The sequence below is a fragment of the Candidatus Symbiopectobacterium sp. NZEC151 genome (assembly GCF_025962655.1).
GTDB lineage: Bacteria > Pseudomonadota > Gammaproteobacteria > Enterobacterales > Enterobacteriaceae > Symbiopectobacterium.
Genome location: NZ_JAGFPE010000004.1, coordinates 446,155 through 469,616 on the forward strand (window position 1 = coordinate 446,155; position 23,462 = coordinate 469,616).

21 protein-coding genes are annotated in these 23,462 nt (G+C 49.3%); 13 read left to right on the top strand and 8 right to left on the bottom strand.

What is annotated here, in order from left to right; genetic code table 11:
- Positions 1–137: 137 nt before the first annotated feature.
- The gene (locus J5067_RS15310; protein WP_264651478.1) at positions 138–1,478 is read right to left on the bottom strand and encodes a hypothetical protein; all 1,341 of its coding nucleotides are present in this window, start codon (positions 1,476–1,478) and stop codon (positions 138–140) included.
- 596 nt (positions 1,479–2,074) lie between these two features.
- Between J5067_RS15310 and J5067_RS15315 the strand changes: the two genes are divergently transcribed.
- From J5067_RS15315 to J5067_RS15345, 7 genes are all read left to right on the top strand, one after another.
- On the top strand, positions 2,075–3,256 hold the full coding sequence (locus tag J5067_RS15315) for an isochorismate synthase MenF (RefSeq protein ID WP_264651479.1): 1,182 nt from the start codon (positions 2,075–2,077) through the stop codon (positions 3,254–3,256).
- A 63-nt stretch (positions 3,257–3,319) separates the two neighbouring features.
- Positions 3,320–4,171, top strand: coding sequence for an alpha/beta hydrolase (locus J5067_RS15320; RefSeq protein WP_264651480.1), 852 nt, complete (start codon positions 3,320–3,322; stop codon positions 4,169–4,171).
- Between the two features lie 215 nt (positions 4,172–4,386).
- Positions 4,387–4,815, top strand: a complete 429-nt coding sequence (locus tag J5067_RS15325; RefSeq protein ID WP_264643319.1) for a TraR/DksA C4-type zinc finger protein — start codon at positions 4,387–4,389, stop codon at positions 4,813–4,815.
- 455 nt (positions 4,816–5,270) lie between these two features.
- Positions 5,271–6,269, top strand: coding sequence for a LysR family transcriptional regulator (locus tag J5067_RS15330; protein ID WP_264643318.1), 999 nt, complete (start codon positions 5,271–5,273; stop codon positions 6,267–6,269).
- A 311-nt stretch (positions 6,270–6,580) separates the two neighbouring features.
- On the top strand, positions 6,581–8,014 hold the full coding sequence (gene aspA / locus J5067_RS15335) for an aspartate ammonia-lyase (protein ID WP_264643317.1): 1,434 nt from the start codon (positions 6,581–6,583) through the stop codon (positions 8,012–8,014).
- 118 nt (positions 8,015–8,132) lie between these two features.
- A complete protein-coding gene (locus J5067_RS15340; protein WP_264643316.1) occupies positions 8,133–9,434 on the top strand; it encodes an anaerobic C4-dicarboxylate transporter in 1,302 nt (433 codons plus the stop codon).
- A 126-nt stretch (positions 9,435–9,560) separates the two neighbouring features.
- Positions 9,561–10,031: a DUF2501 domain-containing protein gene (locus J5067_RS15345; protein ID WP_264643315.1), complete on the top strand. Its 471-nt coding sequence runs from the start codon at positions 9,561–9,563 to the stop codon at positions 10,029–10,031.
- A gap of 77 nt (positions 10,032–10,108) precedes the next feature.
- Here J5067_RS15345 and J5067_RS15350 read toward each other — a convergent pair whose 3' ends face one another.
- The 7 genes from J5067_RS15350 to J5067_RS15380 form a co-directional block, all read right to left on the bottom strand.
- Entirely contained in the window at positions 10,109–10,411 is a 303-nt protein-coding gene (locus tag J5067_RS15350; RefSeq protein WP_264651481.1) for a type 1 fimbrial protein, read from the bottom strand.
- Positions 10,412–10,586: 175 nt separating this feature from the next.
- Entirely contained in the window at positions 10,587–11,129 is a 543-nt protein-coding gene (locus J5067_RS15355; protein ID WP_264643313.1) for a fimbrial protein, read from the bottom strand.
- Positions 11,130–11,172: 43 nt separating this feature from the next.
- Positions 11,173–12,210 (bottom strand): hypothetical protein, encoded by a 1,038-nt coding sequence (locus J5067_RS15360; protein ID WP_264651482.1) that lies wholly within the window; start codon positions 12,208–12,210, stop codon positions 11,173–11,175.
- A 49-nt stretch (positions 12,211–12,259) separates the two neighbouring features.
- On the bottom strand, positions 12,260–13,006 hold the full coding sequence (locus J5067_RS15365; RefSeq protein ID WP_264651483.1) for a molecular chaperone: 747 nt from the start codon (positions 13,004–13,006) through the stop codon (positions 12,260–12,262).
- Between the two features lie 41 nt (positions 13,007–13,047).
- Positions 13,048–15,540 carry a fimbria/pilus outer membrane usher protein gene (locus tag J5067_RS15370; protein WP_264651484.1) on the bottom strand — a complete coding sequence of 831 codons (2,493 nt, stop codon included), beginning with the start codon at positions 15,538–15,540 and terminating at the stop codon, positions 13,048–13,050.
- Positions 15,541–15,578: 38 nt separating this feature from the next.
- Entirely contained in the window at positions 15,579–16,121 is a 543-nt protein-coding gene (locus J5067_RS15375; RefSeq protein ID WP_264651485.1) for a fimbrial protein, read from the bottom strand.
- 66 nt (positions 16,122–16,187) lie between these two features.
- Positions 16,188–16,736: a fimbrial protein gene (locus tag J5067_RS15380; RefSeq protein WP_264643308.1), complete on the bottom strand. Its 549-nt coding sequence runs from the start codon at positions 16,734–16,736 to the stop codon at positions 16,188–16,190.
- A 612-nt stretch (positions 16,737–17,348) separates the two neighbouring features.
- On the opposite strand from J5067_RS15380, the gene J5067_RS15385 reads away from it, so the two are divergent.
- The 6 genes from J5067_RS15385 to nagA all read left to right on the top strand — a co-directional run bounded on the left by J5067_RS15385 (position 17,349) and on the right by nagA (position 23,420).
- Positions 17,349–18,119, top strand: a complete 771-nt coding sequence (locus tag J5067_RS15385; protein WP_264651486.1) for a winged helix-turn-helix domain-containing protein — start codon at positions 17,349–17,351, stop codon at positions 18,117–18,119.
- A complete protein-coding gene (locus J5067_RS15390) occupies positions 18,106–18,579 on the top strand; it encodes a FidL (RefSeq protein ID WP_264651487.1) in 474 nt (157 codons plus the stop codon). The genes J5067_RS15385 and J5067_RS15390 overlap by 14 nt, the downstream gene beginning before the upstream one ends.
- A gap of 219 nt (positions 18,580–18,798) precedes the next feature.
- On the top strand, positions 18,799–18,987 hold the full coding sequence (locus tag J5067_RS15395) for a YjfB family protein (protein WP_264643305.1): 189 nt from the start codon (positions 18,799–18,801) through the stop codon (positions 18,985–18,987).
- Between the two features lie 290 nt (positions 18,988–19,277).
- Positions 19,278–20,843, top strand: coding sequence for a PTS transporter subunit EIIC (locus tag J5067_RS15400; RefSeq protein WP_264643304.1), 1,566 nt, complete (start codon positions 19,278–19,280; stop codon positions 20,841–20,843).
- An 11-nt stretch (positions 20,844–20,854) separates the two neighbouring features.
- Entirely contained in the window at positions 20,855–22,207 is a 1,353-nt protein-coding gene (locus J5067_RS15405; protein ID WP_264643303.1) for an adenylosuccinate lyase family protein, read from the top strand.
- Entirely contained in the window at positions 22,200–23,420 is a 1,221-nt protein-coding gene (gene nagA, locus J5067_RS15410; protein WP_264628367.1) for an N-acetylglucosamine-6-phosphate deacetylase, read from the top strand. The genes J5067_RS15405 and nagA overlap by 8 nt, the downstream gene beginning before the upstream one ends.
- Positions 23,421–23,462 lie beyond the last annotated feature (42 nt).

Below are 23,462 nucleotides of genomic sequence, written 5' to 3' on the forward strand. Positions count from 1 at the left end.
CGGTATAAGGCAGCACCGGTTTATGGCTGTGCGGCCATTTTACCTGTCCTTGTCGCATCTGTCAGGTGTGAGGGTGGCTTTATTGCGGACGGCGGAGAGAGAAGACCAAACGGCTACCGCAGTCGTCAGAATGAGGGTCAGCTGTCGTGGAGGCCACCCTCCGTGAGATAGCGGATTAGCGTATTGATTTTTTCACTGCTCAGCGCCGAGGTTGGCGGGGTTGGCTGTAAGATTTCCTGAGCCTGATTAAACAGCGCCAGCCGCATCGGTTCTTGGGCGTTGTAGGCAAGGAGCAGCTTTTGTGCCAATGCCACATATTGTCCTTCGCTGATTAACGCGGGCGTTAGCGTGCTGGCACTATCAAGTGCGCTCAGAACGTCATTAAGTTTATTGCGAATTTCACTATCAGGGAGTGCATCGCTCGACGTTGCTTTTAGCGTTGTCAGGATGTGTATGATGTCATGCTTAAATTCATTGCTGATGACGTCTTTACCCAGATTTTGGGTCAGCGAAATCAACATGGCCTCATCGTCTTTTTTGACTAAGGTATAGGTAATCGGTTGCCTGTTTTGGCGGGATGCCGAGTTGAGGGATTGATTTTCTTTGATAATAGCGGTGATGGCTGTGATATCCATAACCGGTGCGGCGGTTGCATTCTTGCTGCCGGCCGATGGGTTGGGCGACGCGTGCAGTGCGGTTGCCGCGTTGTGATTATATTTCTCCTGCTTCTTAATCTGTTTTAACACCAATTTCAGGTTTTTGATGGCTTTGTTGTGTGAGTGGTTTGAGTCAACGCTGCGCAGGGCTTCATCAGCGGTCGATTGCTGCTGCTCCAGCGCGGTATTTAATGCGGTGATCTGGCTGTTTATTTCACCGATATTTTGCTGCGTCTCTTTGATTGTGGTGGTGAAGGTATGATGCAATTGCGTGGTTTGCGCTTCAAATTGTGTCCGGGCGTGATTCGCCATCTCTCGAGTATGCGCCAGGCAGTTGTTCATGGTCATCCTGCCACCGGAGAGCGTGTCCGTGACATAACCGTCATATTCTTGCGGGATAGGCGTTGAGTCACTCAATGCTATTTTATTTTCGGAGCGTGGGATTTTATTGTTGATACGAAGGATGTTTCTGTTGCACTGCGACAGTGTGACAATTAATTTATTTTTTAAGCGATGCAGCGTATTGTTGTAATACAGTCGGTTTTTTAATAAAAGAGATTCCTCCTGATCGAGGCGGCCTTTCAGCAGCTTTATTGATGCTAACAAATCACTTTTGGTTTCAGCAATATCTACCAGCAAATCAACGTTGAAAGGGATTTTTTTGGCACGTTTTGCAATGTTGATTTCCGTCGCTGTATTTTTTACCGAAAGAAGATTCTGAAACGTAGGAATTAATTTGTCTCTTTTTTCCAGATTGCCATCACTTTTCTTGATGGTATTTGCGTAGTAGGTTGTGCTATTGGCGTTGAGTATACGTAGCATTTTATTATCCGGCGATGATAAATAAGGTACTGCATGAAGCGTAGCACGCGAATTTATCGGCTAATTACAAATAACGCTACGTTTATCTATCACTGGATATTCGGCCTTTTTAATAAGTAAAAAAAGCACACCAACTGCGAATCACCTGGAAGGTATAATGATGATAATTCACCACGATAAATAAGGACGATAATGATAATTTGATATTATGATCTCAGATCACAAGTATGTTTTTGTATGCAGTGTCAACGGTTATTAGTGCGCGTCGAATATTGACGTGCATGTTTATCTCCCCCTCTCTTGTTTTTATTTCTTTTTTCCTGACAACGGCATTATAGCGCAACATTCCTTGTTGATAATGATTCTCAATTGTAATAACGTGTTGACGCGGGAACCTTGCAACGTTCTGCCAGGGGCTGAGGTCAGCGTCACCGCGTGCGTAGGAACGGATTTTCAATCAACAACGGGTTTTCTTGATGATTGCGATTGATAAATCGCTTAGGGGAAGTTCGCAAAATAGCGATCCGTTTCACAAGATGTGAATATCCGCATGAGATCTATCAGGCGTGTTTAATTTCATCATTTAAGGTGACACGATGTTGGATGCTATTGTAACCCAAGCCAGTAACCCGCCGGAAAGACCGGCAGATTTCTCCTATTACTCCGCGCACCGGTGTGTGATTGCCTCGGGCATTTTTGAACGGATTTCACAACCGGCACAAACCGACGGTGATAATGGCCGATCGCTATGGCACAAGGTACAAGCGAGCATGGCGCGAGCGCGGGAACAAGGCGTTTGCGCTCCGCTTGTCGTCGGTGCCATCCCTTTTGATACCCGTCGTCCATCCTGCTTGTTCATTCCGCAGCACTACCATTTCTCCCTCAGACAGGCTGATGCCTCGCTGGCATTGATTAACAGCGCGAGCCCGGCGGCCACGATTACCCATGTGAACAGCCTGCCCGACGCTCGGCATTTTCAATCTGCCGTAGGGGCTGCGCTGCGTTGTGTGCGTCAGGGGGAAATCCGCAAAGTGGTGTTATCGCGTCTGCTTGAGGTGGACGTAGCACAGCCTGTAGATTGCTCGGCGGTGTTGCACAATTTGAGGGTGCAAAATCCCCATGCTTATCACTTTTCCCTGCCACTGCCGGAGGGGGGCGTTTTAGTCGGGGCCAGCCCGGAATTGTTGATCCGCAAAAATGCGCGACGCATCTGGAGCAACCCCTTGGCAGGATCAATTTGTCGTCATCAAGATCCGCTGCACGATAAACTTCAGTGTCAGCAATTGCTGGATTCGCATAAAGATCAGCAGGAACACCGCATGGTGGTGGAAGATATTGCCCGGCATTTACGCCCACTGTGCCGTCAACTTATCACACCGTCGACCCCTTCACTGTTGGCAACCAACACCATGTGGCACCTTTCCACACTTATTGAGGGAGAGCTGTGCCAAACGGAGAATAGTGTCATGCAACTGGGTTGCCTGCTGCATCCCACGCCAGCGATGTGCGGTACACCGACGGCAGCCGCGCGACAGTTGATTGCGGAATTGGAGCCCTACGATCGCGGGTTGTTCAGCGGTATTGTGGGATGGAGCGATCAACGCGGCGATGGTGAATGGGCTATTATCATCCGCAGTGCCATCATTCGGCAGCAGCAGGTGCGCTTTTTCGCCGGTGCCGGGATCGTAGAAGGCTCTGACGCTCAGAAAGAGTGGGAAGAGATCGCCGGGAAACTGGGTACCATGCTGCGTGCACTGGGATTACAATTGCCGGGCTGATGCGTTTTTGCTTCAGCCTACTGGCGGGCCAGGACAGGGAACAGAACAAGAGGGGTGTCATTTTTGTATCAGCATTATCCAACGCGGAAGGAGATTTTCACTGCTTCCACCTGCGGGGACTATCAGCTGTTTATTGCCTGGCCCGATGAGCCAGCGCCTGAACAGGGATGGCCGGTGATGTATCTGCTTGATGGTGACGTACACTTCCCGGTGGCGGAAACCCTGATGCGCACGCTGGCGCGTCCTCGTTGCTGTATGACGCCGGGTGTCGTGGTGGCGATCGGTTATCGGGAAGGGACGCTGCGTGAGCGGGATTATCGCCCGGCGGTGGCGCAGCGGGTGCCTGAGCCAAATCCGTACGGTGGCTATTACCCGATCGGGCTGGCAGGAGAATCAGAGGCCTTTCTGGCGTTTATTCAACATGAGCTCAAGCCCTATATCCGGCAACAATTCGCTGTCGATCCCAGCAGAGAAGCCTTGTTCGGGCACTCCTACGGTGGCCTGTTTACGCTCAATACCCTGTTTACCTGCCGCCATGCCTTTCAACACTACTATGCCTCCAGCCCTTCGGTATGGTGGAACCAGGGGTATATCAATGATGTGGCGACAGCGTTTTTGCAGGCCGATGTGACAGAGGCGCTCCCCGCTACGCCCGTGCTGTTTTTATCCGTGGGAGAGTGGGAGCAATCGCTGGAGCGATGGGAATTGGCGTTACCCGAGGCACAGCGCGACGCGTTGCGCCAGCATCGACGCCAGCGCCGGATGGTTGATGGCGTTCGCGAGCTGTCGTGGCGATTACAGGCAGCGGGTGGCGATAAGCTCGACGTTTCGCTTTTTATTCATGCCGGGCAGTCTCACCAATCCGTCCCGCTGCTGTCCTTACAGCAGGCATTTATGCACCATTTCCAGCGTTGATAACACAGAATCATTGACGGAACGGGCTAACCATAAGGCTATTTTCTTATTTTATGTGAATGAACACAGTTTGCGCAGGGTGAATTTGTTATTACATAAGGAGTCAAAAAAATAAATGTTATGTTATAACATATTTTAGCGCGTGGTTTGCGCACCTTGCTGTGAATGTTGAGTGGATTGCACAGCCTGGAGATAGAACAACATGAGGAGCCTGAATGAACGATTCAACGCAGCCTATTGATGAACAAGCGCTGCTTGCTATGTCAGAAGCAGACTATATGAATAGCGCTCAGCGGGATTTTTTCCGTCGGCGGTTGGAAACGGAGCGGCAGACCATTCTGGCGCACATTGGGGAACTGAAGGGAGAGATCTATCGCTACGATACCAGTGGTGATGACGTTGACAAAGCGGCACATGAAGAAGAACTACGCATGTTGTTCAGACAAATCGACAGAGAAAGTCGCCTGCTGCCAAAGGTCGATGATGCGCTGCGCCGTATCGAAATGGGAGACTATGGCTATTGTATTGAGACCGGGGAGCCCATTGGCCTGCGCCGGTTGCTGCTGCGCCCGACGGCAGAACGCAGCATTGATGCCAAACAGACGCAAGAACAGCGTGAGCCCCAGTACCGCAAGGTGAAATAACCTGCCCGCAGTGGCTCACGCTGTTTGCCCACCTTGATAACGCATGGCGTATGCCTGCTCTCCTCAAATCGGCCTTGCATCTGTCGCCGATAACACGTGCAATACACACCACGATATACCTTGCCCTGACGCAGCGTTGGGGCAAATCTCTATAAAAGACCTAGGGATACAGCAAACGCCGTCAAAGACCTGCTCTCTGTTGTGGGCAGGTTGAGGCAGAAAAAATAGCGAATTATTCGCTTACCACAGTGAATTATCACGATGTGATACCTTGAGTGTGGCTAAATCTAGTTATAAGAAAAAATTAATCAGTGACATGTTCTACATTTTTTCGATGCTCGGCTCTCTAAGCTGGTCTCAGTGACAAGGTCTGCGGCTCTCGCCAATGCGAAAGAACGTCAGGTCCATCGCGTGCTGAACCGAATTGATGGTGATGACAACGCGGACGATATTCAATGGTTAAAAAAACAATGTCAGCCAATAAATCGTTAGATATGTATGCCGTTCAGGTTTTTGTGACCGTAGCGGAAGAGGGAAGCATGACAGCGGCCGCTTCCCGGTTAGGGCTGACGCCATCGGCTGTGTCGCAGACCATCCGCCAGTTGGAAGATGATTTTGGCGTGATGCTGGTAAACCGGACGCGCCGTCCGTTTGTGCTGACGCCGTATGGCATTGCGCTGAAAAATCGCGGTGAGGTGCTGACGCAGGAAATTGCCAACCTGAAAGCACAAGTACTTGAAGCGGGTAAGGGCATTAAACCGGATCTGCGCATCGGCCTGGTGGATTCCTTTGCCATCACCTGCGGATCGGTGTTTACCAAACGCTTATTGAGCAGCTCATCGCAGTTGTTAATCCGAACCGGGCTGAGTCCGCAACAAGGTGAGGCGTTGATTCGGCGCGAACTGGATCTTATCGTGACCAGCGATCCGCTGATGGACAGTGACAGCGTGGTGCGTTATCGCCTGTTTTCTGAAGGTTATTTCATCATTACGCCACCGGATTATCGCAAGCGCATCAGGACTATTGAAGATCTTCGCGAGCTTTCGGTCGCAATGCCTTTGGTACGTTTTAACCGCAACTCACAGATTGGCATGCAGATTGAGCGTTATTTGCGCCGAATTGATATCCGCGTACCGAATCAGCTTGAGTTTGATAATGCGGATACTTTGACGGCGATGGTTGCCGCAGGTTTGGGGTGGGCGGTGACCACACCGATCAGCTTTTTACAATCGGAAGCGTATTCGCGCCAGGTGCTGACGCATATGCCTGAACAACTGAACATGAAGCGCTCCTTGTATATTTTGGCACATCGTGATGAATACAGTGCCTTTGTTGAGGAGGCCTGTGATGTGACGCGTGAAATTATCGAGACGGTATTTATTCCTAAACTGGAAAGTCTGAATCGCGGTATTGAAAAACTGGTTTCTATCAATGCCGATGATACCTCGGAATAAGGATAACGTATTTTCAGTAAAATAAAAAAAGAGTGAAATAGCGCCAGGCGCTATTACCGAAAGATAGAATACGCATCGCTGATGTGGTGCGTTCTATACCCATGAATCATATGCTGGGGGAGTATGACGACCTGAGAAACGCTCTCGGGCCGCGCATCGCAGCATTCGTAACGCCTTAATATTAATCGATATTGATAAATATCGTGCGGCCTTTTATTGGCTGATGAATCCATGGACCCTATTTGTAAACAGCGTGAACCGGTGGGTCAATAATAAAAACGGTTCATGAATTAAAAAAAGGAATAGTGACTATGTCAAATAACATCCGTATTGAAGAAGATCTGTTGGGTACCCGTGAAGTTTCCTCCGATGCCTATTACGGTATTCATACCTTGCGTGCCATCGAGAACTTTTATATCAGTAATCATAAAATCAGTGATATTCCTGAATTTGTGCGCGCGATGGTGATGGTTAAAAAAGCGGCTGCGCTGGCGAACCGTGAATTGAAAACCATCCCTCGCCCGATCGCCGACACCATTATCCGTGCCTGCGATGAAGTGCTGAACAACGGCAAATGCATGGACCAGTTCCCGGTTGATGTCTATCAGGGCGGCGCGGGCACCTCGGTGAACATGAACACCAACGAAGTACTGGCTAACATTGGTCTGGAACTGATGGGCCATAACAAAGGCGAATACCAGTACCTTAACCCTAACGATCATCTGAACAAATGCCAGTCCACCAACGATGCCTATCCCACCGGCTTTCGTATTGCGGTGTACAGTTCCATCCTGAAACTGGTTGAGGCTATCACCCAGCTGGCTGACGGCTTTGAGCGCAAGGCCAAAGAGTTTGAAACCATCCTGAAAATGGGGCGTACCCAGTTGCAAGACGCGGTGCCGATGACGCTGGGTCAGGAATTCCATGCTTTCTATGTGCTGCTGAAAGAAGAAAACAAAAACCTGCTGCGCACCGCAGAGCTGCTGCTGGAAGTGAATCTGGGCGCGACCGCCATCGGTACGCGTCTGAATACGCCGGATGAGTATCAGCACCTTGCGGTACAACGTCTGGCGGAAGTGAGCGGTCTGCCGTGCGTACCGGCTGAGGATTTGATTGAAGCCACCTCCGACTGCGGCGCTTACGTGATGGTGCACGGTGCGCTGAAACGCCTGGCGGTGAAGATGTCGAAAATCTGTAATGACCTGCGTTTGCTCTCTTCCGGTCCGCGCGCTGGCCTGAATGAAATCAACCTGCCGGAATTGCAGGCTGGCTCTTCCATCATGCCGGCCAAGGTCAATCCGGTAGTGCCGGAAGTGGTCAATCAGGTGTGCTTCAAGGTGATCGGCAACGACACCTGCGTCACCATGGCGTCTGAAGCGGGTCAGTTGCAGCTCAATGTGATGGAGCCGGTCATCGGTCAGGCGATGTTTGAATCTATCCAGATCCTCACCAACGCCTGCTACAACCTGCTGGAAAAATGCGTTAACGGTATCACCGCCAATAAAGCGGTGTGTGAAGCCTATGTGTTCAACTCCATCGGCATTGTTACCTACCTCAACCCGTTTATCGGCCACCACAATGGCGACATTGTCGGCAAGATTTGCGCCGAAACCGGCAAGAGCGTGCGTGAAGTGGTGTTGGAGCGTGGCTTGCTGACCGAAAGTGAACTGGATGACATTTTCTCCACCCAAAACCTGATGCATCCGGCCTACAAAGCGAAGCGTTATACCGACGAAAACGTCTAACTCTCCCAGTGATTAACCGCAGGCACAGGTTAGCCCTGTGCCTGATGTCCATTTATAAAAAAAAGATAATAACAACAATACCATCGCACGACTTTTAACCATCGTTAAGGAGCATTGTATGCTTGTCGTGGAACTCTTTGTCGTTCTGCTTGCCATTTATCTAGGATCTCGTCTTGGTAGCATCGGTATCGGCTTTGCCGGTGGGTTAGGGGTGCTGGTGCTGACGCTTGGCCTTCATATCAAACCGGGAGCCATCCCGTTCGATGTGATCGAAATCATCATGGCAGTGATTGCTGCCATCGCTGCCATGCAGGTGGCGGGGGGCATGGATTATCTGGTCAGTCTGGCGGAAAAACTGTTACGCCGTCAGCCTAAATATGTCACTTTCCTCGCGCCGCTGGTCACCTACTTTATGACGCTGCTGGCGGGCACCGGGCATACCGCATTTTCAACGTTGCCGGTGATTGCGGAAGTGGCAAAAGAGCAGGGGATTCGTCCGTCTCGTCCGCTTTCCATTGCCGTCGTCGCCTCACAGGTGGCGATCACCGCTTCGCCGATTTCTGCTGCGGTGGTTTTTGCCGCCGGTATTCTGGAACCGCACGGTATCAGCTATCTGATGCTGCTGGGAATATGTATCCCGACAACGCTTGCTGCCGTGCTGTTGACGGCGGTTGTCACCAACTTTCTGGGTAAAGAGCTGAAAGATGATGAAGTCTATCAACAGCGGCTTAAAAATGGCGAAGTGTCGGTGCGCGCCGCCAGTGCGTTGGTGATCAAGCCGGGTGCCAAACTGTCGGTACTGCTGTTCCTGCTTGGAATTATTGCCGTTGTGGGCTACGCCACGGCAATCAGCGATACGGTGAAGTTGATTGCTAACCCGGTGTTGCCGCGTAACGAAGCTATTGTGGTGTTCATGCTGACCATCGCGACGCTCATTGCCATCACCTGTAAAATTGATACCAGCAAAGTGCTTTCTGCCAGCACCTTTAAATCGGGGATGAGTGCTTGCGTGTGCGTCATGGGCGTTGCCTGGTTGGGGGATACCTTTGTCAAAGCGCACATCAATGATATCCAAAGCACTGCGGGTGCGTTGCTGCAAGGCTATCCCTGGATGCTGGCGGTTATACTGTTCTTTGCATCGATGCTGCTCTATTCTCAGGCAGCGACGGCGAAAGCATTGCTGCCCGCCGCGCTGGTGCTTGGCGTTTCCCCGGTTACGGTGGTCGCTTCCTTTGCCGCGGTATCCGCGCTGTTTGTCCTGCCAACGTACCCGACCTTGCTGGCGGCAGTGGAAATGGATGACACCGGCTCAACCCGCATCGGCAAGTATGTCTTTAACCATGCGTTTCTGGTGCCGGGGGTGTTAACGATTGCGCTGTCCGTGGCATTCGGTTTTGTGGTCGGTAATATCGTGCTGTAACGGAGAATGCGCGGCAACCGTTGATGTTGCCATGATAAAGAGGAGGTATACTGCCCGGCAGTGTATCTCCTTTTTTATTGAACCCGTTTTCATGAACCCGTTTTCATATACCAGAGCGACCGCGTGATGAATCTGATAAATCGCACCTTGTACTGCGCCGTTTTTTCCAGCCTGTTGATGACAGGAAACCTTCAGGCTGCCAACTGGCAGGATACCCTGTCCAGCGCGGCCAGCCAGCTTGGGCAAAACGGCGGCTCAACCAGTAATTTAACCGGTTTGCTCGGCGGCGGCACGCAGGCGTTGAGCGCGGGCACGATGGGCAATGCCGCAGGCATTTTGCAGTACTGCATCAAGCAGAAGCTGGTCTCCGCTACCAATACTGAAAATATCAAAGATAAATTGCTGGATAAACTGGGGCTGAACAGCGCCGAAAAACAGAAACAAACGGATTACACCCAGGGAATGGCCGGGATGTTGCAGACCAAGGATGGGCAGGCGCTAAACCTGAATAATATCGGCAGCACGCCGTTGGCCGAAAAAGTCAAAACCAAAGCCTGCGATCTGGTGCTTAAGCAAGGGATCGCGTTTCTTTCCTGATGGTGTGGCCGGTGAAGGCCACACTTTTTAGGGTATCGTGATAACAATCGCGCCTGGCGGCAGACGAGCGTCTGCCGTTACTGGTAACTGATCACCACGACTTTGACCGTTTCGCTTAAGGAGAGGGGGGCAATATAGCCCACGCCCTGGGGCAATGTATGCTGTTGCGTTAGCTGAGCGAGGGTGAGCGTATGTTGTTGTCCTTGCCGAAAACACTGCGCCGTCACCTGCTGTGATTGCGTTGAAATATCACAAGGGGGTTCAACAATGGTGCCAACAATATGAATAACGCCGGTGTTGATGGTGGAAGAGGCTATCGCGGTGGGAAGTGATAAACCAGCCCATGACAGAAGTGCGCCATACAAAAACCATGCTCTCATGATGATATCTCCAAACAGCCCTACGTTTAGTTAACAACGGACTCTTTAGAAATAACTTTAAGACATTTATTAAAATGTTAAAGATATGCCAATAAAATGTTTTTTCTTTGTTTCTTTTGGCGCAGGATTTGTGGCCTTTGTCACCACCCGGTTTGGGTGCGCTAACGCGCACGGTTCAGAGATAACTCAGTTTAAAGTGTGCCGTTGCCGTGTAGTCACCGGATTGCAGCGTATCGTCTGCCGTTTTTTCAATCCGTGCTGAAAAGGGAAGGATATTATCGCCGACCTGCAAGGGGATCCACGCTGAGTTGTTGTTGATGGCAAGGAGGCTATTGGCGTAGTAAATACCGATCGCCACGCCTTTGGCTCCCGAACTGCTATCTAATGCCAGGCGGCCGGGAAGGTTAGTGTCTTCAGTGCCTAAAAATTGAATGGCAACGTTCTGAAAGGTGTCGGTATTGCATTCCGTAAAGCCTAATGTGAAGGTGTGCCAGTCCCCATGGCGCTGAGTTTGCAGTGTGCGCGTGGAGGTTTCACCCATTTCAACAATAATCTCATTATTGTCCTGAAGGTTGCAGGGGGAACTCACCACCTGTACATGAAAGGTCACGGTTGCATCAGTCAGGTTGGACGGCGCGTCCCCCCATGCCGTGACTGATGCTAACGCGGATAGGCAGAATGTAGACAGGCGTGCCAGCCGAATAGCGTGGTTGTTCATTTTTATCCTCTTGAAACACGTGACGGTAAACGTGCAGCACCGGTCAATAATAGTTAAAACGCAGAATGATATTTTTTTCCGTATCACCGATAACCGCCGGGCCAGAGGCATATAAACGTGCCGTGTAAGCGCGTTCTACCACGCCGTTTGCGGAAGTGAGTTGGCTGATAAACGGAATAAACTGGTTGAACGTCACATTGCTGGCAGTATGCTGCTCTTCAATTTTCAGCGTCGAACCGTTGCCCATATCCATCCCATCAAGGCCGACCAGCGCATTTCCCTGTGCCGCCGCATCAAAATTAACGTTCAAATTAAAGCCTTTTCCGCAATCCTCCCCACCGTCCGTTGAGGCGTTGATGCGAAATACAGACTGGGCTACGACACCGGCATTGGCGTCATTCCATGACTTTATGGTACCAAAATCGACGTAGCTGTCCGGTGAGACAGTAATGTTCGCGGAGCATTGCATCACTTCAATACCGTGCAAGCCTGAGAGCGTGAGACCGTAGTTACTGTCCGGTTTATTGTTGATTCCCCCCACACCATCGATCTGAAACACCTTTAGTCCGTCAACCCCGGCGGTGGCGTTCGTGATATTGCCGGTTTTTTCCAGATAGAGCTGTACCGTGACGTTCAGCATGGTGGGATTAGGGGGCGGAAGGGTACCGGACGGCCCCGGATTGACCCAGCTTCCGGTGGAGATGCGTGAAGCGCTGGTACCGCCATTGGTGATAATACCGAGGTCTAGGCCGTTGTAGATAATCCCGATACCGATACCTTCACCAATGACTTTCCCTTCAGGGTTGGGGTAAAAGTAGGACATTTCACCGTTAGATTCCACGATCTTATAGGACCAGCAGGCAAGGTTGCGGGTATAACTTTGCGAGGTCCACAGGCGGCTACCGATTGGCAAGGTGGCGGGGATTTTTAATGTCCCGACATCTTCATAATCGTTTACCGGACCGGTCGTGGTGCCTAAACGGCATTCCAGCGCATTAGCGTGGAATGAGAATGTGCTAAGCAGGAGCAAACCGCCGCTTGAAATAAGTGTACGGAGGGTAGTGGTGGTTAGAAAAGGCATAGGCCCGTCCTCTCTTTATAGCATTCGAAATAAATGTTTAATAACCCCATCACAACGTGATGGGCTGGCAACGGTTTTGGGTGCAGGTAAACGGCAATTCCAGATGACCACCGTAATCATTCACGTAATACAGGAAAAATTGATTCGCCCTGTTGTCCGTTACGTCGACATCAATACTGCCTCTCGGAGACACCATAAAGGCATTGCCCGCCAACAGGCGTGTCGGGCTCTGATGGGTATTTTTGGACTGCTGTAAAATATTGCTGACCGTGATGTAATAGGGCGTAGGATTCTCAATCCTGAGCTGCTTGCCAGACTTGGTAATTCTCAGCTTGTTTTGCCAGACTTCGCCTTTTGCCGGAGTAATCTGTTGCGGGCGGAAAAAGACTTTTATTTCCGACTGAATAGCAATTTGCAATACGTTCGCTTTTTCTGGTTTTGGGGGAATCTCCCGCACATTTAAATAAAACAGCGACTCTCTGTCCTTCGGTAAATGCGCCAATTGGCCGGTTTTTACCAGACTGATCAAACTGTGTCCTTTGGGCTCGATACGTTGCAATGCCGGAAGCACCAATAATGGCGTAGAAATCTTGTTGCGCTTCTCATCCGTTAACCAGGATTGTGCCAGAAACGGATTCTCTACATTTTGGTTCGAGAGCATTACCGTCGTGGATTGCTCATTCTCGTTAAAAATCACCCGCGTGCGATCAAGGTTGATAGCACTGCTAGCGACGGGCGTTGTCAGAATCGTGCTGATAAACAGCCCTATCAGTCGAAGGGGTAAAAAAATCCTCATGTTTGTTCTCCAAAAAACGCAAATGATTAACTGTGCTTGTTTTATTTGCAGGGCAGTAATAGTTGATCTAAATAACTGAGGGTGGCCGGTAGCGTTACCTGACACTGGTTTTTACCCTCCCAAAAGAGGGAGAGTGTTTCATTCTCAGAAACGCCAGTGATATAGGCCTGACCTTGATCGGATACCATGGCAACATCGCGGCCTTTGCTGTTTTTGACGCGAGCGGCGAAAGGGGGCGATTTGCCATTCTCTAGCATGATGCTGGCGAGAATTTTTGCGCCGCTGACTACCGTGAATTTTCTGTAGCCAATGGCACCTTCGGTGAGCGTGCCTTGCACCACGTTGGTGGTCGCTTCGATATTTTTGGGTAGTTTCTGCACATCGATACGGGTGGAAACGTCATAATAGCTGCTGGTATTGGCGATGACTGCCAGCCCGGCACGGTTAGTGGTGACACGGCTTTGGGCAAAAGGCACATCGCGCTGCCCGTCCGTGTCCACCATGATACGGGTTCCGCCATTATTTCCTTTTGGATGCGCAGCAACACCGTGTTGGGTTGCGGTGATCCCGCCGCGCAATGAACCGCTCAGGAAGGTGTAGCTATTTTGCTGCCAGGCCGCGCTGACGCTGGCATCGGTGGTCGAGGCCAGATAATTGTAATTTCCGCTGAGGTAGCTGTTTTCCTGGTCGTTATAGCGCGTGCTCAGATTCCAGTTATTGTCCGGCGCACGGTTATTGGTGTAAGTCAGGGTTTGATTGACGTCGCTGTTGAAACTGCCCGCGCTATAGCTCACGCGTTCTTTGTCCCGTAACGGAATCGAAAAACTCAGATAAATACTGTCATCGCTACGCTGGTTATACGTGGTTTTATAGGCAGACAGGTTGGCGGAAATGCCTTTTATGCCTGCGAAATCAAAATATTTATTTAATGAAACGCCATAGCGATCCTGCTCGGCAGCATTCCAAAATGTGCTGTGGGTATACGTCAGGTAGGTGGACATACCGCTCAGCAGTGATGTCTTCTCTGAGGCAAAGTTTTTCGATACCGTGATGCTATAGCGCTCTTTTTCACTGTACAGGGCACTGTCGTAATTCAGTGCCGACAAGAACTGCGGCATGCTCATAAATGTTTTTTCAGAAAAACGATAGCCAGCAAAGCTGACCTGACTCTCGATGCTGTCAAAGAATTTGGACCAGTTCAGAGAAAAAGAGTGTCCCATCAGCGTTGAGGGCGCTTGTTCCAGCGTGGCGCGCGACTGTGTGACATCTGCCGTGAGTGCGCCCAGCAAATAAAGGTTTTTCCCCACGCCCGCTGCCCAGGATTGATAGCTGTCAGAAAGCAGCGTCCCCCCGTACACTGACCAGGAACTGCTGAGGCCCCACGAGGCCTCTGCGGAAGAGAACGCAGGACCCTCAAAATGGTGATCGTTATTCGACGGTCGCCCGGCTGACAGTTTGTATTGCACATGGCCAGGACGCGTCAGGTAGGGCAGGTTGGCAGCTTCTGTTTGAAAACGCGAAACCGAGCCATCTTCTTCCGTGACTTCAACGTTCAGCGTGCCGCTGATGCCGCTTCTGAGGCTCTGGATCGCGAAAGGACCAGCCGGTACGGTGGTCTCATGAATCACGCGTCCGTTCTGGGTGACGGTGACGCGGGCGTTGGAACGGGCGACACCGCGAATTTCAGGGGCATAGCCACGCATTGCCGGTGGCAACATGTTTTCGTTATTTTCTAATGCAATCCCGGTGAAGCGATAGCTATCGAACAGATTACTGCCGGAAAACATTTCGCCCAGCCGCAGGTCCGCAGACATCATCGGCAGTGGACGATACGCGTAGAATTGATCCCAAGAGAACTGGTCTCGTTCCGTGGTACGAGATTGCTGCCGGAAATAGCGATAGTCAGCGCGGTAACGCCATGCGCCCAGATTGAAGCCTGCCGTACCGTAGCTGCTCAGATAACGATCTGAACCCCTATTATTGGTATTACGCCGCGCTGAACCGACCAGATTATAGTCCAGCAATGCGCCATTGATACCTTCATCCCATTGTTCAGGCGGTGTCCAGTTGGTGTCACTGTACCGTAGCCAGGCTTGCGGAATGGTGATATCCAAATCGCCCATACCGATACGATTAGATATTTTTACCCCGGAAATCGGGGTGAGATCGGCGCATTCATTGTTATTCCATAAAACGATCATGCCGCTGGCTTCTTTTGTTAACGCCAGTTTGTTAGCAATGTCAGGCGTGATACAGGCTGTCGGTTTATTATTGTTTGGCCCCGACGGCAGAAATTTCACCTTACTTTGCTGAATTTCTCGGGCATTGATTCTGATGGACAGCAGATATTCCCCCGGAGTGACATAATCTGGATCGGAAAAGTGGCTCAGGTCGATTTTTTGACGTTCATCCACGTCCAACACGTTAATATTAAATTCTGTTGCATGCAGCGCTGAAACGCTCAACGAAAAAATAGCAATGCCAAAACGTAATAGAACACGCTTCTTTTCTATGCTGAACAGTTTTTTTAACATAATTGTTAGACCGGTAATTTGATAAGGCATGCGAAATATCAGTGATAAGAAATTGTGAAGTTGATAATGGAGTAAAACTCACCAACGGTTATCTGGTCCATATTGGCAATAAGTTTCACAGCAAAGCGAAGCGTATTATCACCCTCAATTAATTGAAAGTCGCTGCCTTCACTACCGTAAGGAATGGGCGTGTTTGTCTCAGTCAAAAGCTGTAATGCAATACCTGATGCTTCACCAGAAACAGCCCATAATTGTGGGTTTTGTTGACTCTGTCGACCGAGAAAAGTAATTTTTGCACTGCTTCCTGCTTTATTGATGTCTTTTTCTGCCGCGAGTGAACAGCCTAACAATTTTATTTCTATCATTCTCGTTGCTGAAAATGACGGGATCAGCGAACTGGTACTGATTTGTCCAAAATCAATGCGTTGATAGATAGATTCATTAGAGAGAAAACAGGGGGTTGCCGTAATACTTCCCCCAAAAGTCACATCACCTCTTTGTTCATCCCATTCGGCATGGGAATAAACAGGGATGTAAAATAGAATGAAATAAATCACACGGTATAAAAAAAACCTTTTCACCCTATCTCTCCACAATGACAGTGTTTAAAGCGGCGTCCGTGCCATTGTTTCCCTAATTAGTGACCGTTACTGATAAGACACAACAAAGTTTGCTGTGCTGGTAAATTCACCGGTAGTGATATCAACAGCGGTGCCTGACTGCGGGGTAGGAAGCTTCTCTACGTAGGTAGAGAAGGAGAACGTATTATCACCGTTTGACAGAGGGGATGCATTGACTGCCGGGGTGGCACCGTCAAACTTGATTTTGCTTCCAGAATATTTAACGGCAATGCCCGCGCCAGATGCCGCGCCGTTCAATGCCAGCAGTTCACTGTTGCTGCCCGCAGCGGTACCGCCATTAAAAACGATTTTCGCCGTTGTTGCTGTATCAAGGCTGCAATCTTTTAAGGCGATATCGAATGATTTAATGTCAGAGGTACCGCCATTCTCCAGAACGGCCTTGCTGATTTCCCCAAACTCTACGGTCTGCTGTAAATCATCCTGATCGACAGAGCACGGCGTATCAATGATTTTTCCGTTAAATGTCACGGTGCCATTATGTGTGTCGGCAGCATTGGCACTAAGCATAAAAGTCATGGCGATGGCTGAGGCCAGTGCGGCTTTAGTTAATTTCATAAGTTATTTCCATACCTTGTTAATATGTTTTGGTTTAACCAACACAATAATAAATTATGTTGTGAAGAAAACAGTTTGTGCAGAAAAGCTAAAATGACGGTACGAATAATAGGGTGAGTTCCTTGTTAAGTACAACATAATAACTATTTTAGTTAAATATAGATAATATACTGATTATATAAATTTATTTAGGTTTTTATTCTGATTTCTATGGTTTTGTCGCGATTAGATGTGATTTTGTGTTGTCAGATTTCTTGAGTGGGAAGGTGCTAAACGTTTTTTACGCAGGGGGATATGTAAAAATAATTAAAGAATTATCATCTTGTTCATTGTGATTAGATAATTTTACATGACTAGGGTATGATTCCCGACGGTAAGATAAATAATCTTTGACAACAATGATGTGGCTCCATATCCTGTAAAAAAAGAATTTCCTCAGTTGCTTGTGCCACATTTAAATCTCCGTTTGATGGAAAAATAGAAGTAATAATTTTCATCTTGAAAAGCCTGGCAAGATGCTTGTCTTCTATTGCGTTATATAATACTAAAAAGATGTCGTTATACAGCCTGATTATCTGCTGATGGCAATGACATTTCATAAAGAGGATTGTCATGATCTATTTTATTAATCAATTAATTATATTCGACTCGGATGAACGAACATTGTCATGGCAAGCGCGAGAAGATGAGGCGGTATCGCTAAGTATTCCGGTTTCCCGATTGTTTGAAACATTGATAACGAATCCTGGCACGTTACTCAGTCGTGAGTTGTTGATGCGTGAGGCGTTAGAGAAACATGCGCTATCGCCTTCGATTAATAATCTGAACAATTATGTCTCTTTGTTGAGAAAAGTGCTTCGTGAATTCGATCTTGATGATGCGATTGTTACTGTGCCAAAGTCGGGTATTATTTTTAATATCAGTGATGTCAATGTTATTGAAAATAATAGAAAAGATAAAGCATTGCCGGAAGGGACTGAAACCGATGAATCGACCGGTTCACCCGCCATGCCTCAGCCCGCGCTTGTCCAGCATAAAAAAAAGCAAGGGCATCTTTTTCGGTGGGGATTAAGCGTTCTCAGTATTGCTGTGCTGTTCCTGGCGGGTTTTACCATGATCGCAGCAAAGGAGAGCTATTTTCCTGCCCGAAGCACTTTACAGATGGATGGAAACGGCAAATGCGAGATGTACTACCTCTATGACCGCTTGACCGATGAGGATGATACGCTTTCCGCTAGCACCGTAGAGAGTTTATGCTCCAACAATGTGCTGTTTTTTCTATCTAAAAAGGTTGTCATTTCTGATGCGTTGGATAAGCGGAATGAAATCATTATTACCTGCAAGCAGGACGGGAAAGAGTGTGTGACTTATGTTAATTATTAAAATCAGAAAAAAAATAGCACTTACGATCGGCGTTCTGGTCTTTTTCTCTTTAGCCTGTGCTTTTTTCCTTTTTTATGGAAATAGAATCCCTAATCCACTGGTTTGTCAGGGAAAAGTAAAGTCGTCGGGTATGGAAAATGGATCGCTGGTTCGAAAAGAGTATGATGTATATATCTATTTGAGTGATAAAGAACGCGCGTTGGTGCTCATTAGTGGTGTTTATGTGGGGAGCGATAATGTGATTAAAACACTTCGTCGAACCCTTAGCTTTGACCCGCAGTGGACTGGTAATCATCTAAAAATACGTAATTTCGCTGTGGATAAGCACATTAATGACAACGCACCCGATGACACCATTCCTTGGGTGGGAGAAAATGATGTTGTCAAATTTGAGATGTTGATGAAGGACGTTTACTTAGTCAGTTCGGTGCACTCCAAGGTAGCCTGCCAGCAACGCTAAGCTGCTTTTTTAGCTCATTAAACGCAGTGTGCAGTGATGTTGACGGTGAGCACGCCAGCAAGGCTGGGGATGAATCGGTTGCTGTAACGTATAGAAAAGTAAAAATGATAAACTTTGTCTGTAGCGATCCGATACTACGTCTGACAGTCTGCTCCACGTGATAAGGTAAAGGCTGTTGTTATCTCCGAGAGTAATTACTTCATTTTTCAGGAGAATGTTATGGATGTTTCGCAGATTGCAGCGCTGGCTACCGGCCTCAATGACATGCAAACACGCAATGAAGCCAGTACCCTCGTGTTCAAGAAAGCGTTGGATAATCAAGCTTCTGCGGCGCTCGGTTTGATTGAGTCGATTCCGCAATTGCCTGCTAACCCGGCGATTGGTCGTAACATCAATACGACAGCATGAGGCTGTAATGTTGAAGAAGTGATGGGATCATCACTGCTGTAACCTTAAAAAAGCAGATGCCGATATCGGCGTCTGCTTTTTTATTTGGTACGACTCGCCTGTAGTAAGCCCGGTGTTCTTCTCCCCTCAAGCGTTTCCCTCATCGGTAAAACATCGGCTATCAGAAGTGTGAACCCAATCATATTTTATTACGGACAAAAAATGAGCCTTGAATGAGTCAGTATTTGGCCTTGATGGCGAACGTGCAAGCGTAGTTTGATGGTGATGCCAAATACACCAGGGACCCTATTATGAACTCCAACTTTAAAAACGAAATACAAACGTTTGGACGCTCCCTATTATTGCCTATCGCTGTGTTAGCGCCGGTCGGGATGCTGATGGGGATATGTAGCGCGCTGGGGCAAGCCTATATGATCGATAAGCTCCCTTTTTTGGGGAATGCTTATTGCAAGATGATTTTGTCTTCCGTCGGCCTCATCAGCAGCGTCGTGTTCCAGAATATTCCACTGTTGTTCGCCATGGGTGTCGCTTATGGGATGTCGAAGAAAGAAAAAGGCATTGCGGTATTCTCTTCCGTGATTGCTTATTTGACATTGTTGATATCAATGCACGTTCATCTCAAATTAATGGGGCAATTGGTCACAGAAAATATGGCGTTTGTCGGGCAAGGGATGGTGCTTGGCATACATACGCTAAAAATTGAAGCGTTGGGCGGCATTATTGCCGGCCTGTTGGCCGCGAAAGTCACAGACCGATTTTATCGCTTGCAGCTTCCTCTGGCATTTGCCTTTTTCAGCGGCAAGAAATCGGTCGCTATCCTCGCTATCGCCTTTACTATCCCGGTGGGGCTGATTATTCCCTTTATCTGGGATGTCTTCACCTATGGAATGAGAAGCATCTCTACGGTGATGATGGCGCCTGATATCGGTGCCGGGATCTATATGACATTGAACCGTTTGTTGATCCCGTTTGGCCTGCACCATGTATTGAGTTCGACCGTGCGTTTTACGGAAGCGGGGGGCACTTATCTGATTGATGGCCAAACCTATGTCGGCATCCTGCCCGCCATGAACAAGATCTTGTTTGAGTTAGGGCCGAATCACCCGGCGTGGAATGAACTTATGCCAACCCTGTGCAGCTATCTTGCATCGTCACAGATGTTGACCACGCTGTTCCGCGTTCCGGCGATTGGCCTGGCGATGTACCACATGGCCTATTTCAAGAACAAGAAATTTGCCAAGGGGATGATACTGACGGTTGTGCTCACGGCGTTTCTGGGCAATATCACCGAACCGCTTGAGTTTTCCTTCCTGTTTATCGCGCCAAAACTTTTTATTATCTACGCCATATTGTGCGGTCTGCTGACCATCCCGCTGCAAATGCTGGAAGTGTCTATTGGCTATATTCGCGGCACCATCTTTGATTTCGGCATCTTTGGGCTGATGTATGAAAACACCCAGTGGGTAAACCTGATTTTGCTGGGCGCGGTTAACTTTATTGTGTTCTATGGCGTATTCCGCTACGCGATTGGCAAATTTGATATCAAAACGCCTGGCCGTGAGAACGAAACCGCAGACAGTGCGTTGCTGAATAACAAAGAGTACGACAAGGTAGCAGAATTAGTGATCCAGGGATTGGGCGGTAAGCAAAATATCAAACGCGTTGAAAACTGTGTGTCGCGACTGCGTATCGATCTGGGCGATCAGAAATTGATGAACATGGAATTGCTGAAAGAGGCGGGCTCCTTAGGCACCTTTATTCCTTCCAGTAATCACATTCACGTTGTGTTCGGGCCGCATGTCGAGTTTGTCCGCAATGCGGTAGACGATCACCTTGCCGGCATCACACAACGTTAAGGAGAAGACGTATGCGCGCGCTTTATGATTCTAAAAGTAAAACCATTGACCACCAGGGAATGAAGGATCTGTTCACCCACGAAGCCAGAGTCCAGTCGTGGCTGGATGTGGAGGCGGCGTTGGCGCTGGCGCAGGCGAAGGTGGGGATGATCCCCGCCGCGGCGGCTGAAAATATTGCCGCTAACTGCCAGTTGGCGCGCATCGATCTCGCCGAGATTGATCGCCTGATGCGCCAGATTGGCCATGGGTTTGTACCCGTTATCAAGGTGCTGGTGAAAGCGTGTGATGCCGAGAGTGGCAAGTATGTGCACTATGGGGTGACAACACAGAATATTCAGCAGACGGCACACCTGTTTATCGTAAAAAAATTCCACCAGAAACTGATGACGTTTGTGGATGCCACGCTGGTGAATTTGGCTAACCTGGCAAAAGCGCATAAAAACACCCTGATGGCGGGGCGCACGCATGGCAAGCACGCTTTACCGATCACCTATGGTTATAAGGTATCGGTATGGATTTATGAATTGCTGGCCGCCGTGGATCGCATGCAACAGGCGGAGAAAAGGGTGTTTACCGTGATGATGGGGGGCGCGGTAGGCGCTTTCCATGCGACCGGCGAGCCGGGCAGAGCCGTGCAGGACTTGGTCGCGGAACAGCTTGGTATGCATTCGATGCTGGTGCCTTCACGCAATGCCCGGGTGTTCCGCGCTGAGTACATCAGCAACCTGTGCCTGTTGGCAACGACGCTGCATAAAATTGCTGAAGAGGTCTACCAAACCTCGAGTGAAGAATTTGGCGAAGTGTCTGAAGCGTTTGCCAAAGGCACGGTAGGCAGCAGCACCATGCCGCAAAAGGTGAATCCCAAGCTGGCGAAAGGGATCATTGCCAATGCGCAAAAATTATATTCGGTACTGACGGCAACCTTGTATGTTTGCCCACGCCCCTTCGAAGCAGACAGCTCAGCCTATTTTATTTTTGATGCCAGCCTGCAAGAAAGTATTGAATTAATGGCGGAAATTATCCTGCGTGGGGAAGAACTGACGCGAACGCTGGTGATTAACCGTGAGCGGATGCATGACAACGTGATGTTGACGCACGGGTTAATCAACAGCGAAAAAATCATGATGAAACTGGTGGATAAACTGGGCAAAGATCCGGCGCACGAACTGGTTTATAACATGGCGATGCGCAGCACCCATGAACATCTCGAATACAGTAAGGTGTTAAGCAATGACCCGGTGATAGCGAGCCAATTTACGGTGCAAGAAATTGCTGATTTGCTCGATCCGGCCGCCTATATCGGGCTGTGTGCGGTGCTGGCCGATGAGCTTGCTGAGCGGGTGCTGAGGAGGGATCATGAATGATGTTGGCTCAGGTGTGATTAAATCCAACCGGATTGTATTCCCCGACGGCATCAAATCGGGTTATCTCCAGATACAGGAAGGAAAAATTTGCGGCTTCGCGCCTCACTGCGCCTCCCACTATATCGATCACAGCGAGCAAATCATTATGCCCGGCTTTGTCGATATCCATGTGCACGGCTGGGGCAGAGGTTCTTTTGCTTACAAGGGCAATCAATCTTCCCTTAAGTGGATGAGCCACGATCTGGTTAAAGCGGGCGTTACCGCTTATTTACCCACGTCCGGCACGATGCCAAATGATTTCCTTGAAGCATCGTTAGTGGCCGCTGCTGATTTTATCGCTACGGCAACGGCTGCTGATGGAGCTGAGGCCATCGGCATTCATATGGAAGGGCCCTATATCAGTGAGAAGCATCTCGGTATGCAACGGGCCGATTGTTTGCAACGCCCCAGTATCGCCAGCTTCGAGCGCTTCAATCAGCTAGCCGGTCATCATATTCGCCTGATGACATTAGCGCCCGAACTGGAAGGGGCGCTGGAGGTTATCCGACATTTGCACGCGCAGGGCATTACGGTATCGGCAGGGCACACCGATGCCACCTTTGCCGAAATCACGGCGGCAATAGAGGCGGGATTAAACCATTTTACCCATGCTTACAGCGGGATGCGCGGCTTTCACCACCGCGAGTTGGGTGTGGTTGGTGCACTGATGTATTACCAGGATACCTATGCGGAAGTGGCGAAACAAAGCGGGATCACGATTAAGCCAGAAGCCTTCGATTTGCTCTACCGGTTAAAACGCGATCGGCGCATGGTATTGATGAGCGACTGCATGGGTTATGTAGATTTTCCTGAAGGTTATGAGTTTTACCACTATCTGCGCAAAGAGACATTTCGCATCAAGCAAGGGCAACTGGAAATCGCTGCCGACGGTGGTGATACGCGTCAGGTTTGCCCGTGTGATTATCAAACGGTAAAACATCTGGAAATGAACTTCCTGGATTCCGTGAAGAATATTGTTGGCCGCCTCGATCACGGATTGGTCTCGGTGGCGAGAATCGCTTGTGAAAACCCCGCATTGCTTGCCGGCGCAGCAGATCGTAAAGGGTCGCTGTCCCCCGGCAAGGATGCCGATATTTTGGTGCTCGATGATGACCTGAATCTGCTGGATGTCTACTGTCGGGGACGGCGTCAGCAACAGTTGTTTGAAGAATAACCCAGCTCACCGGAGCGACCACCTTGGCGCCGGTTTCATCAG